This is a genomic window from Bordetella genomosp. 13, from assembly GCF_007679965.1.
GTDB lineage: Bacteria > Pseudomonadota > Gammaproteobacteria > Burkholderiales > Burkholderiaceae_B > Bordetella.
On sequence record NZ_VEHL01000001.1, the window covers coordinates 581,891 to 599,506 of the forward strand.

A 17,616-nucleotide genomic window follows, 5' to 3' on the forward strand; every position below is an offset into this window, starting at 1 on the left:
GGAATCATTCGCAAAATGGAAGCAAATTACATCAATTGTAAAATCTCGGCTACGCTCCGTGTGAATTCTTGCGGTCTAGATCCGAACATGCGTAAAGAACCGATGCAGATGGTGCTGGAAGGCCTGCGGCGCCGTCCCGTTCTGGAAGTCACACTGGCGTGCCTGGCCGTGCTCCTGCTGGCGCAAGCCCTGATCGGCGCGCTGAGCCTGTCGGCGCTCAACCGCCTGGTGGCCGACACCACCGCCGACCGCGTCGAAGTCGCCGCGCGCCAGGTGGCCGGCAACATCGAGAACGGCCTGCGCCTGGGCAAGCCCCTGGGCCAGTACTTCGGGTTGACCACTCTGCTGCGCGACGGCGCCACGGCCGCGCGCGACGTGCAGGGCGCCCTGGTCGTGGTTGCCGACGGTCGTCCCGTGGCCGCCCACGGCGCGGCCGTGGAGTCCGCCGAACTGCTGTCGCGCGCGCTGCGCACCCCGGCCGGCGCGCCGTTGCCCGACGGCGTCGCGCGGCGTGCCAGCGGGGCGCTGGTGGCCCACAGCGGCGACCTGGTCACCGTGGCCGCGCCGCTGGCCGACAGCGCGGGCCACGTGGCGGGCTCGGTCATGCTGTCCGTCACGCGCGACGTGGCCCTGGGCCGCGCGTTGCTGCTGGACAACATCAAGGTGCTGCTGCTGGTCACGCTGGCCGTGGGCCTGGGCCTGGCCGCGGCCTTCAAGTACGCCATTCCCCTGACCACGCTGGCCACCGGCGGCCGTGCGCGCTTCCTGGTGCCGCTGGCGGCGTTGATGGTGGCGCAGGGCGTCTATGCCGGCTACACCATCACCACCTTCCGCAACGCCTCGCTCGAAGTCGCGCGCGGCAACATCCTGGCGCTGTCCGAGGGCCTGCAGCGCGACCTCGACCGCGTCATCGGCTACGGCATCCCGCTGGATCGCATGCGTGGCATCGAGAAGCAGTTCGCGCGGCTGGCCGGCACGTTCCCCGCCATCAGCACCATCGACCTGGTGCAGGACGGCCGCGTGCTGAACCGCGCCGACGCCAACGGCGCGCTGCCCGTCAAGGGCCTGCCGCCCGCGGCGGACACCGCCGACGACCTGACGCTGGTGCTGCCGCTGTCCGGCAAGTTCCAGAGCTCCACCATACGCGGCAGCCTGGTGATGCATCTGTCCGAGGACGTGATCGCCGCCGGCGTGCGCAGCCGCGTCATCGACGCCGCCACCGTGGTGGCGGTGGCCCTGGTGGCCGCCATCGAGATGCTGCTGCTGCTGTCGCTGCTGATGAACCGCGCCTTCGCCGCGCGCGGCGTCAACGCGGCGGGCGTGTCGGTCGGGCCCGACGACGTGTCCGAGGTGGGCCGCATCGCGCGGCCCGTCATGTTCGGCTTCCTGTTCGCCTGGGCGCTGCCGCTGGGCTTCCTGCCGCTGTACGCGCGCAGCCTGCCCACGGGCGGCCTCGACCTGCCCGCCAACCTGATGCTGGCGCTGCCGATCTCGGTGGAAATGGGCTGCGGCCTGCTGACCGCGCTGCTGGCCGGCGGCCTGACCGACCGCAAGGGTTGGCACGTGCCGGTGCTGGCGGGCCTGGCAGTGTCGTTCCTGGGCCTGGCGGCCTGCTCGGTGGCGCCCAGCCTGCCGTGGTTCGCCGCCGCGCGCGGCCTGGTGGGCCTGGGCTATGGCCTGACGTGGATGGGCCTGCAGGGCTTCATCGTCACCAGCAGTCCCCCGCAATATCGCGGCCGCAACATGACGGGGGTGATCGCCGGCCTGTTCGCAGGCCATCTGTCGGGCGCGGCCGTCGGCGCCATGCTGATGGAGCAGGTGGGGTTCCGCTCGGTGTTCATCGTGGGCGCCGTCATGCTGGCGATGCCGCTGGGCGGCGTGCTGGTGCTGATGCGCCCCTACATGCGGCGCGCCGCCGCGCATGCCGCGGCCCACGCGCGCAACGCCGTGCCGCGCGGCGCGGCGCGCCTGTCCGAAACGCTGCGCCTGCTGTGCACGCGCGACTTCGGCCTGCTGCTGCTGGGCAGCGTCATCCCGTTTTCCATCGCGCAGGTGGGCCTGTTGTCCTTCGCGCTGCCGCTGTACCTCGAAGCCGAAGGCGTGGCCGCCTCCAGCATCGGCCGCGTGCTGATGATCTACGGCGTATGCGTCATCTACCTGGGGCCGGTCATGGGCCGCCTGGTCGATCGGTCCACCAGCGCCAAGAAATACTGGATCGTCGTGGGCGGGGTCGTGGGCAGCGCCGGCATGCTGGGCCTGTACTTCAACAGCGGCCTGGTGGCGGCCTCGTGCGCGGTGCTGATGCTGGCGCTGGCCAGCTGCTTCTCGGGCGCCTCGCAATCGCCCTACATGCTGGCCCTGCCCGACGTGCAGCAATACGGCGCGGCGGGCGCCACCAGCGTGCTGCGCGCCGCCGACAAGCTGGGCCAGATGGCCGGTCCGCTGGTGGTGGGCGCCATGTTCGGCGCGGCCGGCATGGGCGCCGGCCTGGCCATCACGGGCGTCATCTACCTGGTGGCCACGCTGCTGTTCCTGCTCTTCGCGCCCGCGCGGGCGCGGCAGCGGGAGGCGGTGGTCACAGGTTAGCGCCGAATCGACGCAGCCCGGGCGGGCGCCATACGAAAACAACGCCGCGCAATGCCGCGGCGTTTGTTCATTATCGGCCTGCCGGGCTCAGCCCCTGCCCGTGATCGGCACGCGCGCCGTCAGCCCCGTCAGCAGTTCGGCCGCAATGGTGCCGGCCGACGCGGCCACGGCTTCCACTGGCAGTTCCGGCGTGCCCCACAGCGTCACCGGTATGCCCGGCGCGGCATGGTCCAGGCCGTCCAGGTCGATCATCAGCACGTCCATGGTCGCGCGGCCCAGCACCCGGGTCAGGCGGCCGCCCGCCAGCACCGGCGTGCCCGTGCCGGCATGGCGCGGATAGCCGTCGCCATACCCGCAACTGACCAGCCCCACCCGCATGTCGTGCGCGGCCACGAAGGCCGAGCGATAGCCGATGCTGGCGCCGGCGGGCAGGGTCTGCACCGCGAACAGGCGCGCCGTCAGCATCATGGCGGGACGCAGGCCCAGGCCCGCGCCGTCCACGCCCGCCAGCGGGCTGACGCCATACAGCGCGATGCCAGGGCGGATCCAGTCGGTGGCGGCCACGTGCGCGGGATGGCGCAGCAGCGCGGCCGAATTGCAGGTGGACACCGGACCGGGCAGGCCGGCGATGGCCTGCCGGAAACCGGCGTCGGCATCGGCCACGCCGTCCTCGTCCTCTGCGCGCGCGTAATGGCCGAGATGGCCGATGGCCCCCACGCGGTGCTGCGCCGCCAGGGCCTTGCAGCGTTCGTACGCGCGCACGTAGGCCTCGCGGCCGAAGCCGGCCAGCCGGATGTCGCCGTCGTAGCGCAGCCAGATCGCGGGCGCGTCGGGCCGCGGCGGGCAGGCCGCCAGCCAGTCCAGTTGCGCGCCGTGCGAGATGACCAGGTGCAGGCCGGACAGGTCGAGCAACGCCAGCTCTTCCTCGCACAGCAGGCCGCCGTAGACCAGGATGGGGCCTTGCCAGCCAGCGGCGCGGCACGCATGGGCCTCGGGCAGCTGCTGCACCGCGATGCCGTCGGCGTCCTTCAGGCCGGGCATGACCAGCGCCAGGCCATGGCCATAGGCATCCGCCTTGGCGGTGGCCCAGATGCGCGGGGCGGGCATGACGGCATTGGCCCGGGCACGGATCGCCGCCAGGTTATGGGCAATGGCGTCGGCATCGACGCTGGCCTGCACGCGGGCGCCCGCAACCAGGGGAGGATGCCAGCGTGCGTTCATCGGGGATCGCGGCGCACGGGCGCGCGCTGGCCTGAGCTGCGCGGCGGACGCATGCGGGCTTGGGAGGTCGGAAGAGAGGTCGCCATCATACCGGTAACTGTGTCGATTGATTGCAAATTTCGCCCAATTTGCAACTACGTGACAGTTGGCGGCGGAAAGTTCCATCGCCCGGCGTCCCGCGTGGAGTAAATCAGGCCTGCACGGCCATGGTCAGGCGGTTCCAGTCGCCGTCGCGCGCATAGACCAGCTCCTGCAGGTAGTGGCGCATCAGCCGCGTGCCGTGGCCGCCAATGTCGGCGTCGTCCAGCGAGGCCGCCAGGTCGGGCAGTTCGGCCTGGGTGGGGTCGTAAGGTTCGCCGTTGTCTGCCACGTCCAGCAGGATGCGTCCGCCATCGTGCCTGCAGGCCAGCGTGACCGCAGGCGCCGCGCCGTCCGCCGGCGCGCGCCTGAACGCGTACGAGACGATGTTGGTCAGCGCTTCGTCCAGGCTGAGCGTGAGCCCGAACGTGGCCTTGGGCGACCAGCCCTCCCGCTCGGCGATGCCTTCCAGCCATTGGGCGGCCAGCGTCACCGCGTTGGCGTCCGGGGTCAGTGCTAGCGTGTCGGGCTGATTGGGCATAAACCGCCTTGGCATGCAGGGTCGAAGTGCAGGTAACAAGTATGCACGAATGCAGGCTTGCGCCTGAACAGTTTTTCGTCATAGGCGCGGGGCCGGTCTCGCGTATCATCTGGCCGTTGCGCCGGGCGCGCGGCACGCCCGTTTTCCCGCGTCCATCCCCGCCATCCACCTACTTGGGAACACACCCATGAATCTCGCGACCGACAAAATCGGAGAGGTGCTTCTGGTCACGCCGGAAGGCCAGATCAACAGCGCCAACGCCGCCGGCATCGAAGCCGACCTGGTGGCGCAGATCGAGAAGGGCGCTCAGAAGATCGTCCTCGACCTGTCCCGCCTCGACTACATCTCCAGTGCCGGCCTGCGCGTGGTTCTGGTGCTGGCCAAGCGCCTGAAGCAAAGCGCGGGCGCGCTGGTGCTGTGCAGCATCCAGCCGCAGGTGCGCGAAGTGTTCGACATCAGCGGCTTCCTGGCCATCCTGACCGTCACCGACACGCGCGAGCAGGCCCTGCAGAAACTGGCTTGATGCATGGCGGCCAAGCGCCGCCACAGTGTTCCCGAAACGGCCACGCCGGCATTGCGGCGTGGCCGTTTTTTTCATCGGGTCTTGCGCGTAGACGCTGCTCGACACGCGCCGGGCCGCCGATCCGCAACGAATTGGGCGCCGTTCGCCGCATGTTCGCGCTGATATGGCGCCATTTTCAGTAGTGTATTTATTACATGAAATGCGCGGAAATTTTGTGTGCTCATGCAAATTGTGTAAGCCCTCCGTAGGGGAAAAGCTGTTACCGCGCCATGGGGATGAAGCACTCCAGTCACATCTGATTTCTAGGATCGTCACCGCACGCTGGCGGCTCGTTTTCGGCGCCCCATTCCTCCTGGAATCAGATCCCGCACATGGACATCCCCGCAGCGGCGTCGGCCGCCACTCATACCCTTCGCGTTCAAATCGCCGGCGCGCCCGCCGGCATCCTCTTCCGCGCCATGGAAGGAGAGGAGCAGCTGTCGCGGCTCTTCGAATTCCAGGTCGACGTCCTGTACGAAGGCATGGGACTGGACCTGCGCAGTTTCCTGGGGAAGTCGCTAACCCTGGAGATCGACACCGACGAGGCCGGCGCGGGCACGCGCCATCTCAACGGCCTGATCACGCGGTTCACGCTGATGGGCAAGGAGACCGCCACGCAGCGCTACTACCAGTACCGCGCCACTGTGCGGCCCTGGCTGTGGTCCGCGTCGCGGCGCGAGGACTTCCGCATCTTCCAGGAGAAGAACGTTCCCGACATCGTCGAGGAAGTGCTCAAGCCCTACGGCCACAGCATCGAGCGCAAGCTGGTCGAGTCGTACCGGCCGTGGAACTACTGCGTGCAATACGGCGAGAGCGACTTCGACTTCGTCAGCCGCCTGCTCGAGCACGAAGGCATCTACTACTGGTTCAAGCATTCCAACGGCAAGCACGAGCTGGTGCTGGCCGACGACATGTCGGCGCACGAGGCCTCGCCCGGCTGCGACTCGCTGCCGTACTACGGCGCCGAGCGCCAGAACATGCCCGACGAGTCGTACCTCAGCGACCTGCGCGTGGCCGAGGAAGTGCGGTCGGGCGAGTACGTCACCGACGACTACAACTTCGAGAATCCCAAGGCGTCGCTGGCCGCCACGCAGCGTCAGCCCGCGCAGCACGACGAGGACGCGCACCAGGTCTACCAATGGCCCGGCGACTACAAGGACGCCGATCACGGCCAGGACTATGCGCGCGTGCGCATGGAAGAGCTGCACCAGCAGCGCGAGCAGTCCGAGCTGCGCAGCAACGTGCGCGGCCTGCAGACCGCATCCGTGTTCTCGCTGCGCAACTGCCCGCGCGACAGCGAGAACCGCAAGTACCTCGTGGTGGGTACGCGCTATCGCGTCAGCGAAGGCGGCTACTACACCGGCGGCGTGCCGGGCGCGGGCTTCATGCCCGCCGTGATGAGCACGTCGCTGGCTTCGTTGAACGGCGCCGTGCCGCAGCCCAACGCCGACCCGCGGCAGGGCACCGTGTGCGAGTTCGACCTGACCGTGCAGCCGGCCACGCTGGCCTACCGGCCGCCGCGCGTCACGCGCAAGCCGCGCACGCTGGGACCGCAGACCGCCGTGGTCACCGGCCCGGCCGGCGAAGAGATCTGGACCGACCAGTACGGCCGCGTCAAGGTGCATTTCCACTGGGACCGCACCGGGCCGCGCGACGAGAACAGCTCGTGCTGGATCCGCGTGTCCAACCCGTGGGCCAGCTCCGGCTTCGGCGGCATCCAGGTGCCGCGCATCGGCGACGAAGTGGTCGTCGACTTCATGAACGGCGATCCCGACGCGCCGCTGATCACCGGCCGCGTCTACAACGCCTCGAACATGCCGCCGTGGGAGCTGCCCGGCAATGCCACGCAGATGGGGCTGATGTCGCGCTCCACGCCGCAGGGCGATCCCAACAACGCCAACGCCATCCGCTTCGAAGACAAGATGGGCGCCGAGCAGCTGTGGATCCACGCCGAGCGCAACCAGGACATCGAGGTCGAGCGCGACGAGACCCACTGGGTCGGCCAGGACCGCAAGAAGACCATCGACCGCGACGAGACCGTGAACGTCAAGCGCGACCGCACCGAGACCGTGGATCGCAACGAGACCATCACCGTGCATGGCCAGCGTACCGAGACGGTGGACAAGGACGAGACCATCACCATCCACCAGAACCGCAAGGAACGCGTGGACCTGAACGAGGATGTATCGATCGGGGTGAACCAGAAGCACAAGGTGGGTTCGAACCGCACGCGCAACGTGGGCGTGAACGAGACCGTCACCGTGGGCGCGAACCGCGTGCAGACCGTGGCGCTGGGCTCGATGCACAACGTGGGCATCGCCGAGGTCACCACCATCGGCGCGGGCTACATGCTGAACGTGGGCGCGGCGTGGAACGCCAACATCGGCTTCACCATGTTCGAGAACGTCGGCATGATGAAGAAGGTGAACGTCGGCAAGATGTTCAGCATGGACGCCGGCACCAGCGTGTCCATCAGCGCGGGCAAGGCCATCACGATCTCCACGGGCAAGTCCAGCATCCAGCTGGAGTCGGACGGCACCATCACCATCACCGGCGTGAAGATCAAGATTTCGGGGTCGGAAATCGTCGACCTGGACGGCAAGGTCATCGATCTCAATTGACCCATGTACACGAACCTGACGAAGTACCCTGGATTGGGCTTTCGCCACCACATCCATGGCAACCGGCTGCACCACTGCCTGATCCTGCAGGCCACCTACGCGCTTGAGAAGCGCGCCGGCCGCTGGGTGCTGGAACCGCTCGAGGATCAGCCCCCGCTGGCGATGGCCGACCAGTTCCGCACCGTGCAGGCCGCGCCGGGCAACGGCAAGCCGGGCTCGGACGCGCGCGCGCAGGAAGCGGCCAGCAGCCTGCGGGTGGAATCCGAGCTGCTGCCGTTCAAGCCGCATGCCGACGTGCTGATCGACGGCGATGCCATCGCGCCCGACGGACGTGCGGCGCAGAACTGGCTGGTGGGCGTGCGCATCGGCGAATGGTCCAAGCTGCTGAAGGTGTCGGGCGCGCGCAACTGGGAGCGCGACCGGCGCGGCAACTGGCGCCTGTCCGCGCCCGAGGCCGCCCGCCGCGTGCCGCTGCTGTACGAGCATGCCTATGGCGGCACGGTGTCCACTGGCCGCGATGACCAGACCAGTGCGTACGCGGAAAACCCCGCGGGCATCGGCTACCTGGGCGCGCTGGCGAAGCTGCCGGACGACGTGCGCGCGCTGGCCGTGCCGTCCATCGAATACCCCGACGACCAGACCCCGGCCGAACCCGGCCGCATCCAGCGCGTGGCGGGCTTCGGTCCCATTCCCATGCAATGGCAGCCGCGCGCCGCGCGCCTGGGCACCATCGACGAGGCCGCGATCCGCCGCGACGGTCCGGCCTATCCCGACGATTTCGACCCGGCCTACTGGCAGACCGCGCCGGCGGACCAGTGGCTCCCGTACCTGGCGCGCGGCCAGGAGGTCGAGCTGTTCAACCTGATCGAGGGCGAGCCCCGGGTGAAGTTCGCGCTGCCGCGCTGGCTGGGCTTCGCCGCGGTGCGCTCGGGCGGCGCCAACCGCTATCCCGACATGCACGTCGACACCCTGGCCATCGATACGGTCCGGCGTACCGTGCGCCTGAACTGGCGCCTGGCCGTGGCCGACGAGGTCGAACGGCCGGACTGGATCGGCATGGAGCTGGCCATCCCCGAAGTGCTGTATCCGCAGGGCGAGCCCGAGCCATACGTTGAGGCCGACACCCAGGCCGACCGGTGGCGCGCCGCGCTGGCGCGCGACCAGGGCGAGGGCACTGGCGCATGAGCACCGAATTCATCGCGGAAAAGCGGGCCAGCCACATCGCCGTGGCCGACAAGCCCGACATGTGCAAGGTGGGCAACACGGTCTGCGCGTTCATCTCGTTCGCCACCTTCGACCAGGCCCGCGACCTGCGGGGCAATCCGAATCCCACGAATGGTCAGGCCACGCCCGTGTTCCACATGGGCTCGTACGTGCCCAAGAGCCAGGGCAACGCCGGCATCGGCGTGCGCAGCGGCGGACAGAGCGGGCCCTTCAATCCCGAGGAACACAGCAGCACCGTCAAGAGCCAGGGCGAGTACCAGGTGCACGACGGGCACGTGGGGCAGATCAACGCGGCCACGCCGGGATCATTGGCGGGCAACACCACCGCGGTGGTGAACGCCGGCAGCACGGGCGGCGGCGAGGTCGACGTCTGCCTCACCAAGCTGAAACTGCAGCTGGCGAACCTGAAAGAGAAGATCGCGGCGGAGTGGCAGAACAGCCCGACCAGTTTCATGATGAGCACCGCCAGCGGCATGGGCGGCGGCGCGGTGGATGCTGGCGCGGGCATGGCAGAGGGCGTGTGGGGCGCATTGAAAGGCGCGTGGGGCGTCGTCTCCAACCCGTGGGAGTCGGCCAAGGGCGCCTACAACAGTCTCACCGGCGGCGCCAAGGAAGCCTACGATCTCGGCCAGGCGCTGTACAACGGCGACCTGACGATCGACGACATCGTCGACGGCATCACCGAGGCGCTGATGGATGCGCTGGGAGCCACCGCGTGCTCGGTGGCGGACCAGCTGCAGGAGATGCTGAGCAAGCCCAACGGCGGCGCCGAGGGGCTGGGTTACCTGTTGGGCCAGATCGCCGCGAACGTGGCGGTGACGGCCGCCACGGCCGGCGCTGGTGCGGCGGGCCAGGCCGCGCTGAAGGGCACGCAGGCGGCCCGCATGGCCGAGCAGGCCGGCGCGTTCGTCATGCGCAAGGGCGAGAGCCTGGCGGCGTTCTTCAAGCGCTTGAAGCTGCGTCGGCACCAGCGGCGCCATCGGCCGGAGCCGGAGGGCGGGGCGCATGTGAAGGATGGCAGCAGTAACGATGGGCGTCCGCAGAATCCAGGATGCCGCGTGCTCTGCGAAGGGGGGCAAGGCAATCCGGTCAACCCCATGTACGGGTGCAAGTATCTGGCGGATTCGTTGGATCTGGACTTCATCCTGCCCGGTCTGCCCGCCATCGTCTGGCAGCGCTGCTATTTTTCGGACATTGCGCGGGTAGGCGCATTCGGCCAGGGCTGGACCTTGCCCTATGACGTCGCCATCGAACACGAGCCCGCGGGCTACACCCTGGTCGACCAGCAGGGCCGGCGGGTTCCTCTGCCAGCCCTGATTCCCGGAAAGCTGGAGTGGGTGGCGGGTGAAGAGGCCTTGTTCGGCGGCTCACCGGATGCCGAGACGCTGTTGCTGACCGATTCGACCGGCAGGTCGCTGAAGTTCTCGGTTCACGGACCGAAGCGCTGGCGTCTGACCAGCATCAGCGACCGGTATAGCAACATGCTGCTGGTCCATTGGAATGAAGCGGGGCAGTTGGCCGCCGTCAGCAGCGACGCGCAGCGCAGGATCGAGTTGGACTACGTCCAGACCAATGCAGGAGCGCGCGTCAGCGGGGTCTATGAAGTCATTGGCCGGGACACGCGCCGCCTGCTGGCCTCGTATCGCTACACGCCGCAAGGAGACCTGGCTCAGGTGCATGACCGGGCCGGCAATATGGTTCGAGAGTTCGAATGGCGCAATCACATCATGGTGATGCACCGCCAGCCCGGTGGCATCGAGTCCCGTTATGAATACGACGTGTATTCGGCTGACGGCAAGGTGGTGCGCAACTGGGATTCCCTGGGCCGCCAATGGCATTTCATTTATAGGGATGGCGAAACCCGCGTGGTCGATCATCTGCGCCGCAGCACCCGATACCGTTACGACGATGCCAAGCGGATGGTCTCCTTCGTGGATCCTGCTGGGGGTGAGACGCGCTTCGACTTGGATGGTGACGGCAAGGTGCTGGGCGTGGCGCGACCGGGAGGTCTCACCCAGCGCTTTGTCCGCAACGGCCAGGGCATGCTGATGTTGTCGACGCAGGCGGATGGCGGACAGACTTTCGTCGAATACCATCGCGATCTGTTCTGGCTGCCGACCGCCATCACGAATGCCGAAGGCCACACCAATAGCTACGAATACGACGACCGCGGTAGTCTGGTCGCCGAGATCGATCCGTTAGGCGCACGCACGGAGTACAGACGCGACAGCCGTGGCCTAGTCGTGGAAGTGCGTGATGCCCGAGGCGGGCGCAAGCACTTGGCATACGGCAGTGATGGCCAGTTGGTCAGCCATATCGATTGTTCCGGTGCGCAGACTCGCTTTCATTACGACGCACAGGGCAACCTCTCCTCGATCACCGATGCTCTGGGAGGGACGACGCGCTATCACTACAATTCGAGTGAGCGCCTGGCTTCCATTCATCACGCGGACGGCGCCGTTGAGCGCATGGCTTATGACCGGCTGGGCCGGCTCATCGCTTATAGCGATGCCAACAATGCCATCACGCGCTATCACCTTGCGCCGGACGGCCAGCCCATCGCTCGTGTGAATGCGCTGGGCCATGTACTGCACTATCGCTACGATGCGGCGCGGCGCATGTCCGTGTTGATCAACGAGAACGGGGCTCGGCATTCCCTGGAGTACGACGTACTCGATCGGGTCGTGAGCACGACAGGCTTTGATGGCCTAGCCATGCATTATCGCTACGATGCGACGGGCAATCTCGTGGAGTTGGAAGAGCCCGGCCTGTCCGAGGCCGGCGGTACGGCGCCGCTCATACGCACGCGCTATCAGCGCGATGCCGCGGGACGCGTGATCGAGGCGTGCGCCACGCATGCGCAGACACGCAATCATGTGCGAACGCGCTATGTCTATGACGCAATCGGGCAACTTCTGTCATGCACCAATGGATCGGGGACGCTGGAGTTTCGCTACGATCCGGCCGGCCGGCTGGTCGAGGAAAAGTCTACGGTGGGCGGCGTACCGCTGGCACTCTTGCACGGCTACGACGAACTGGGAAATCGCATTCGGACGACGCTGCCCGACGGGCGTGACGTCAACCGGTTGTATTACGGCAGCGGCCACCTGCACCAGATCAATATCGACGGCGACGTCGTGACGGACATGGAGCATGACGCGTTGCACCGAGAGGTATCGCGTACCCAGGGGCGCCTGGCAAGCCGCTTTAATTACGACGCGCGCGGCCGGTTGCTGAGCCAGCACGCGGGCCTGGACTACGCTGAAACCTTTGGTTCGCCGGACGATGGTTCCCGTGTCGTGCGAGGCCATTCTGCGGCTATGAAGTCCGCGGCCCTCGGCCAGGCCGACATCGCCCGGGTGTATCGCTATGACCTGGCGGGCAACGTGGTGTCCACCTACGACGCGCGGTACGGCAAGACGGAGTACGACTATGACGCGGTCGGCAGGATCCGGCGGGCCAATGACGCCCGTTTTTTCTTCGATCCCGCATCCAACATCCTTGACGCTTCGCAGGGGAAGGCTCCCCCTTCTGCCGCGCCTGCCCCCAGGCCACCGGTGTGGCCGGCCGTCGTGGGCAATGGATCGCACCTATTCGATGTGCCCCCCGAGCCGGTGGTTGCGGTGCACGAGGCGAGCAGTATCCGGGACAACCGCGTGCGGTGCTACGAAGGCCATCGCTACGTGTACGACGCGCATGGAAACCTGGTGGAGCAGCAGATCGGTGCTCATACATCCATGCGCTTCGAGTACGACCCTTTGCACCGAATGATCGCCGCGGAAGTCACGAAGCAAGGCAGCACGCAGCGCTATCGGTATGTCTACGATGGGCTCGGCCGGCGGGTGGGCAAGCGGGATGCCTTCGGGATGACACGCTTCGTCTGGGATGGCGACAGTCTGTTGGCCGAAAGCCGGGCGCGCCGGACTCGGGTGTACCTGTACGGCGCGGAGCCTTTCGTTCCTGTCGCGCAGATCGAGTCTCGCGAGGACGACGGGCAGGTCCAGAGTCGCCTGTTTCATTATCACGTGGACCAGATTGGCACGCCCCGCGAGTTGACCGACAGTAATGGCGAACTGGTCTGGCGCGCGATATACGAGACGTGGGGCAGTGCCCTCGAGATCGAGCTGACCAATGGGCGTACGATGCAGCAGCAGCGCGAGTGGGCGGGGGCGCCGGTTGAGCAGCCTCTTCGTTTCCAGGGCCAGTATTACGACGATGAAACGGGGCTGCACTACAACGGGTTCCGCTATTACGACCCGCATATGGGACGCTTTCTGTCACAGGATCCGATCAGCCTTGCTGGCGGGCTGAACCTGTACCAATATGCAGCCAACGCCATCGCTTGGGTCGATCCCCTCGGCCTGAATCCTCGCTGTCCAGTTAGGCCCGACATGAGCGATCTTGAAAAGGCCGCCCATGATATTCACGGTATGGTGCTGAAGCCGGAGCGCAGTGCAAGATCGTTCAACAGCATCACGGTCGCGGTGGCGACCCTGGTGGATTCCGCAGGGAAGACCGTGACGGTCGCGGCCACCAGCTCAGGAACGTTCACGCCCGCGCAGCGGGCCGCATTGACGGACAAGGGCATCATTCCCGCGGATATGCCCAACATCAAGGGCGCCGAAGGACACGCGGAGCGGAACATCATCGACAGGTACGCCGAAGACAATAAGATGAAGGTCAAGGACATCGCGGCAAGCCGGCCAATCTGCGCTACTTGCCAGGTGTGCATCGACAATCATGGGGCCAATCCCTTGTCTCCAAGAAAGAAGTTGAGAAGATAGCCATGGAACCGAATGAAAAAGCGGCCCTGCTGAAAGCCTTGCGAGCGCTGGACCGGATCGAGGCGACGCACAAGCGCGGCTACGATGGCGGAGCCTATCCTGAGATCACCGACTTCGTGGATCGTGCCTGGCTGTCGCTGCATCAGGCCCAGAAACTGAAGACTGCCGCCCGCAAGATCAGCGGCGGGCTGGATGATTACATCGTGGACGAACAAGACGCGGACACTGCCGAGATCATCTCCAATTTTTTCTTCTACGCCGTCGACGAGCTGTCGCTGTTCTTCTCGGAAGGCAGCGTCGGCTATCTGGAGGGACCTGTCGAGCGCGAGGTCGAACAGGCGCGGTTCATCGCGACGCAGGCGTTCTTTGCCCGTGTTGGTGGCGGCGCGATGACCCTGACGCCCGAGCAGGTCAAAGAGATCGATTTTGGCGCAGAGTACGAGGCTGTGGCACAGGCGCAGCAGGACGATGCGAGCCTAGTTGGCCGGATGTCGAGCTGGTCCGCAGAAGAGGTCCAAGAGGCCAGACGGCGTGGCTGATGCCTGGTGGTGCAGGAGCTTGAAGGGCCTGGAGTATCGGACCTCCCTGGCCGAATGCCTTGCGGGGCGGAAGATGGCGACTATTTCCGATGGCGACTTGGCAGAGGGATACGTTTTCGACATGTCTGGAAATGCTCGGGACCAGATATCCATTGAAGTGCCGATTTTTTCGCCGGACGGATGCACAGATGCTTCGCAATTTTCCGTTTGAGGTTGGAAGTGTCTGCTCGTGCGCCCATCTATCTGTACGACATACTGGTGCTTTGACTACTCCACTAAGAAGTTCTACAAGCCGTTGCATGGCTTGATCGAAGACGGCAGGAGCTTCCGGAACGATCCGGTGCTGGACCACGGTTACAACAAATTCCGTCGAGACTATTGGAAACAGAGAGCGGAGGATTTCAGATGCCGTTAGATATTGATCAGCTTATCGCGCAGAATCTCGCCGACGGCGAGGATGTCGTTGTCTCGGGTGGCGTGGATACTCAGAGGCTCATCGAAGCCGAGGCCCTGCCAGGCGCTGAATTCCCGGCGCCCTATCGTCAGTTTTTGGCGAAGTACGGCGCCATTGAAATCGATGGACGATCATTCGCCGGATTGCAGGCGGAGGGCGAGGTAGGAGACGACGGCGATGTCGTGGCGTTTACCCGGTATGCCCGCAAGGACTATCGCCTGCCGGAGCCCTATATTGCCCTGGATTTTCAGGATGGCGATTTCTGGCTGCGCCTGGACACGAGCCGCTCGGATGGCGATGGCGAGTCACCGGTCATCCTTGTCAGTCCCGTCGATGGCAAGCAGCATGGCCCCGCGACGGCACCGAGCTGGGCAGACTATCTAGCGGTATACCTGGCCGCCTGATGTGCAAGCGCCGGTCGGTTGGACTCACCGGCACGAAGAACAATATGCGGAGAGAAGGATGAGACTGGAGATCGGCAAGTTCTATCCCATCGAGGAATTGATCTCCATGGTTCGGGCCGGCGCCGACCGGGACGTCGCTTACGCAGTCTACGCACATTCGGGCGCCGAATCGGCATACAGTGGCATGCTGTTGTTCGCCGGGCAAACCCGCGATCTGGACGAGGAGGGCAACGCGGTCCTTCCCGAGATCGTGACGCTTGCCGGCCTCGCCCATTTCTACAGTGCGGACCAGTTTCAGGACGTCGTCGACTTGGCATTCAATCAGAAGCCGGACGCATCCATGCAGGAAGTCATCAATTGTTTGAATCACTACGCCGAGAAGGACGACTTCTTGGATCTGGTATGAGCAGTCAGCGCCTCTTTGCCCGCGTGGCCATCGCCGTCGGCGGAGTGGACCGATGAGCGCAGGAGACCAATTCCGCAAGGCCTTGATCCTGCTCGATCTGGGCAAGCTGGGGTGTGGCGAGGACGCGTTGAAGAAAACCATCGAAATGGCACGGGAGGAAAGCGACCCGGTGTCGTTGGTGCAGGCACTGGTATGCCTGGGTGATCTGTTCTGCGAGACGGGGCGCCCCGCGAAGGCGCGGCCGTTGCTGGCGCAGGCCCTGGACGAGCAGCGTTCTTGCGAAGCCGAGTACGACGATCTGCTGGCCGAGGAGTTCGGCCGGGCCCGGCAGCTATGCGGCGAGCAGGGATGGGCGATCGGCTAGCGCTGGAGGTTCCGGCGGATTGAAGCTACATCTGATTCACTGGCTGGACCTGGCAACCGGCGGATACTTCAAGGAGAGCATTGTTGGACAGGGATAGCCTCGCTTCGCGTTTCGCGCTGAATCCGCCCGCGCGGCGCCATGACGTCGAAGCGGTCCAGTCCAGGATCTCCTTCGCATTGCCGAAGGCCTACCTGGGCTTCCTTCTCATCTGCAATGGCCTGCGTTCGCAGGGTGGCCTCGCGCTGCACGAAATAGCGGCGCTGCCCGGAAGAAACGACGATTACGAAGTGCCGACGTACTTGCCGGGGTACTTTATGATTGGCGACGACAGCGGCGGCCAGGCCGTGCTTATCGACGACGCTGGTCGCATTTTCGAAGTGGGCATGGGCGTGATGAGCACGGAGTGCCTGGAGCTGTCGGCACACTCGCTGGAGGATCTGTTGATCGCTAAAGAAGGCCTGACACTGGGAGAGCGGTCGTCGTAGCCATGGATACGACAGACGCCTTTCGAAGGCAAGCCCACGATCTGATATCGCGCTACACGCAGGCACTGAGCGCGGGATCGAGCGCTTCTGTCGTCAAGGTTCGGAATCGGCCAGTCCATGCTTGAAGAGATCTGCGAATCGCTCGAAGCCTATTTCGGGAACAGGCCCGACATCGGCGTGGCTCCCCGCGATGTGGCTTTCTCGGGCAAGCGAGGAACACAGCCATTTATCGACCTGTATGAAATGAACGAGGCTGACCATTGGGGCGACGAACAGAGGTGAATCATGGTCGCTGGAAAAATGGATGTGGAGGCCAACGGTATTGTGCTTCTGGATCCCGAGGTTATGCATGAGGTCTTGGGCTGGGCACCCGCGCCAGGCGAGACGCGCGACCTGATGAGCGAATTCTTCAGTTCGAATCTCGGAGACGACGTCGTCGACAACGGCGCCGTGGCGCCGTTGCTGTCCATCGACGACGGTGTCTATGAGGTCATCTGCCGGCTTTCCAGCGAGCCGAGCCCTGTGGAGGATCTGGTCATCGTTACGAACGGGGTATTCCCCCTGGTCGTCAAGACCCGAGCGGCCTTCTTCGACCTGCAAAGCATGATGAACTGGCCGCCCGAGGAATCGGGCGTCGACTCGGCCTTGGCTCCCGGTATTTATGCCGTGACTTTTCGCGGGTTTCGCAGCGTGGAGGAAGGAAGAATCGTCAGGGCAGGGTACGAGTTCGTGTGCGAGCCGACCACGGATCTGGCGAGGCCTACGGGGCAGATCGATGCTTGCGTAAGGGTTTTCTTCTGAAAGCGTCACTGGCCCATCCCCGCCGGTCTTCTGGACGATGCGCAGGAATAACCTTGAACCAACACGCCGCTCCCAGCGCCAGCAGAAAACTCGCCCTGGCCTTCGTCTTCTTCTGGTTTTTCATCGGAGGCATCGCCCATTTCGCCGCCACCGACATCGAGATGCGCATCGTCCCGCCCTGGGTGCCCTGGCCGCGCGAGGCCGTTCTGCTGACCGGAGTCTTCGAACTGCTGGGCGCCTTCGGCGTGCTGTGGCGGCGGTCGCGCCGGGCCGCGGGGTGGGGCTTGGTCCTGCTGACGATCGCCGTGACGCCGGCAAACGTTTTCATGCTCCAGCACGCCGCGGATTTTTCGTCCGTGCCGTACTGGGCGCTGGTCGCGCGCCTGCCGCTGCAGGCGGCCCTGCTGGCGCTGATCTTCTGGTGCACGAAGCCCGTAAGCCGTCGTAACTGACGCATGGCAAAACGCTGGGGAAGGCGTCCACCTGGCGCGGTAGGCCTCATCCTGACGCATCCGGGCACCCATACGGGGTTTTTGGTATTCTCCG

At 65.6% G+C, this 17,616-nt stretch carries 16 protein-coding genes; 14 read left to right on the forward strand and 2 right to left on the reverse strand.

Annotated features, from left to right (window positions below; all coding sequences use genetic code 11):
* Window positions 1-87: 87 nt before the first annotated feature.
* On the forward strand, window positions 88-2,586 hold the full coding sequence (locus tag FS845_RS02775) for an MFS transporter (RefSeq protein ID WP_186332131.1): 2,499 nt from the start codon (window positions 88-90) through the stop codon (window positions 2,584-2,586).
* An 87-nt stretch (window positions 2,587-2,673) separates the two neighbouring features.
* On the opposite strand, the gene alr is transcribed toward FS845_RS02775, so the two are convergent.
* Window positions 2,674-3,807, reverse strand: coding sequence for an alanine racemase (alr, locus tag FS845_RS02780; protein ID WP_144630601.1), 1,134 nt, complete (start codon window positions 3,805-3,807; stop codon window positions 2,674-2,676).
* A gap of 190 nt (window positions 3,808-3,997) precedes the next feature.
* On the reverse strand, window positions 3,998-4,426 hold the full coding sequence (locus FS845_RS02785) for an ATP-binding protein (protein WP_144630602.1): 429 nt from the start codon (window positions 4,424-4,426) through the stop codon (window positions 3,998-4,000).
* Between the two features lie 187 nt (window positions 4,427-4,613).
* Here FS845_RS02785 and FS845_RS02790 point away from each other — a divergent pair, with 187 nt between their 5' ends.
* The 13 genes from FS845_RS02790 (at window position 4,614) to FS845_RS02845 (ending at window position 17,522) form a co-directional block, all read left to right on the forward strand.
* Window positions 4,614-4,949, forward strand: a complete 336-nt coding sequence (locus FS845_RS02790; protein ID WP_144630603.1) for an STAS domain-containing protein — start codon at window positions 4,614-4,616, stop codon at window positions 4,947-4,949.
* 371 nt (window positions 4,950-5,320) lie between these two features.
* Window positions 5,321-7,609: a type VI secretion system Vgr family protein gene (locus tag FS845_RS02795; RefSeq protein WP_144630604.1), complete on the forward strand. Its 2,289-nt coding sequence runs from the start codon at window positions 5,321-5,323 to the stop codon at window positions 7,607-7,609.
* Between the two features lie 3 nt (window positions 7,610-7,612).
* A complete protein-coding gene (locus FS845_RS02800) occupies window positions 7,613-8,794 on the forward strand; it encodes a DUF2169 domain-containing protein (RefSeq protein ID WP_144630605.1) in 1,182 nt (393 codons plus the stop codon).
* Entirely contained in the window at window positions 8,791-13,617 is a 4,827-nt protein-coding gene (locus tag FS845_RS02805) for an RHS repeat-associated core domain-containing protein (protein WP_144630606.1), read from the forward strand. Before FS845_RS02800 ends, FS845_RS02805 begins: the two co-directional genes overlap by 4 nt.
* Window positions 13,618-13,619: 2 nt before the next feature.
* The gene (locus tag FS845_RS02810) at window positions 13,620-14,156 is read left to right on the forward strand and encodes a hypothetical protein (RefSeq protein WP_144630607.1); all 537 of its coding nucleotides are present in this window, start codon (window positions 13,620-13,622) and stop codon (window positions 14,154-14,156) included.
* Between the two features lie 229 nt (window positions 14,157-14,385).
* Window positions 14,386-14,571 carry an HNH/ENDO VII family nuclease gene (locus FS845_RS26935; RefSeq protein WP_409929244.1) on the forward strand — a complete coding sequence of 62 codons (186 nt, stop codon included), beginning with the start codon at window positions 14,386-14,388 and terminating at the stop codon, window positions 14,569-14,571.
* The gene (locus tag FS845_RS02820) at window positions 14,562-15,014 is read left to right on the forward strand and encodes an SMI1/KNR4 family protein (protein WP_144630608.1); all 453 of its coding nucleotides are present in this window, start codon (window positions 14,562-14,564) and stop codon (window positions 15,012-15,014) included. Before FS845_RS26935 ends, FS845_RS02820 begins: the two co-directional genes overlap by 10 nt.
* A 58-nt stretch (window positions 15,015-15,072) precedes the next feature.
* Window positions 15,073-15,420, forward strand: a complete 348-nt coding sequence (locus FS845_RS02825; RefSeq protein ID WP_144630609.1) for a hypothetical protein — start codon at window positions 15,073-15,075, stop codon at window positions 15,418-15,420.
* A 52-nt stretch (window positions 15,421-15,472) separates the two neighbouring features.
* A complete protein-coding gene (locus tag FS845_RS02830; RefSeq protein ID WP_144630610.1) occupies window positions 15,473-15,784 on the forward strand; it encodes a hypothetical protein in 312 nt (103 codons plus the stop codon).
* A gap of 83 nt (window positions 15,785-15,867) precedes the next feature.
* Complete coding sequence (locus FS845_RS02835) at window positions 15,868-16,269, forward strand: SMI1/KNR4 family protein (RefSeq protein ID WP_144630611.1); 402 nt, start codon at window positions 15,868-15,870, stop codon at window positions 16,267-16,269.
* 117 nt (window positions 16,270-16,386) lie between these two features.
* Entirely contained in the window at window positions 16,387-16,551 is a 165-nt protein-coding gene (locus tag FS845_RS26415; protein ID WP_186332132.1) for a hypothetical protein, read from the forward strand.
* Between the two features lie 3 nt (window positions 16,552-16,554).
* Window positions 16,555-17,070, forward strand: a complete 516-nt coding sequence (locus tag FS845_RS02840) for a hypothetical protein (protein ID WP_144630612.1) — start codon at window positions 16,555-16,557, stop codon at window positions 17,068-17,070.
* A gap of 53 nt (window positions 17,071-17,123) precedes the next feature.
* Window positions 17,124-17,522, forward strand: a complete 399-nt coding sequence (locus tag FS845_RS02845; protein WP_144630613.1) for a hypothetical protein — start codon at window positions 17,124-17,126, stop codon at window positions 17,520-17,522.
* Window positions 17,523-17,616 lie beyond the last annotated feature (94 nt).

Bases quoted from the DNA above. Each gene is read 5' to 3' on its own strand.
- FS845_RS02775 (WP_186332131.1), top strand. From the start codon at position 88: ATGCGTAAAGAACCGATGCAGATGGTGCTGGAAGGCCTGCGGCGCCGT.
- alr (WP_144630601.1), bottom strand. From the start codon at position 3,807: ATGAACGCACGCTGGCATCCTCCCCTGGTTGCGGGCGCCCGCGTGCAG.
- FS845_RS02785 (WP_144630602.1), bottom strand. From the start codon at position 4,426: ATGCCCAATCAGCCCGACACGCTAGCACTGACCCCGGACGCCAACGCG.
- FS845_RS02790 (WP_144630603.1), top strand. From the start codon at position 4,614: ATGAATCTCGCGACCGACAAAATCGGAGAGGTGCTTCTGGTCACGCCG.
- FS845_RS02795 (WP_144630604.1), top strand. From the start codon at position 5,321: ATGGACATCCCCGCAGCGGCGTCGGCCGCCACTCATACCCTTCGCGTT.
- FS845_RS02800 (WP_144630605.1), top strand. From the start codon at position 7,613: ATGTACACGAACCTGACGAAGTACCCTGGATTGGGCTTTCGCCACCAC.
- FS845_RS02805 (WP_144630606.1), top strand. From the start codon at position 8,791: ATGAGCACCGAATTCATCGCGGAAAAGCGGGCCAGCCACATCGCCGTG.
- FS845_RS02810 (WP_144630607.1), top strand. From the start codon at position 13,620: ATGGAACCGAATGAAAAAGCGGCCCTGCTGAAAGCCTTGCGAGCGCTG.
- FS845_RS02820 (WP_144630608.1), top strand. From the start codon at position 14,562: ATGCCGTTAGATATTGATCAGCTTATCGCGCAGAATCTCGCCGACGGC.
- FS845_RS02825 (WP_144630609.1), top strand. From the start codon at position 15,073: ATGAGACTGGAGATCGGCAAGTTCTATCCCATCGAGGAATTGATCTCC.
- FS845_RS02830 (WP_144630610.1), top strand. From the start codon at position 15,473: ATGAGCGCAGGAGACCAATTCCGCAAGGCCTTGATCCTGCTCGATCTG.
- FS845_RS26415 (WP_186332132.1), top strand. From the start codon at position 16,387: ATGCTTGAAGAGATCTGCGAATCGCTCGAAGCCTATTTCGGGAACAGG.
- FS845_RS02840 (WP_144630612.1), top strand. From the start codon at position 16,555: ATGGTCGCTGGAAAAATGGATGTGGAGGCCAACGGTATTGTGCTTCTG.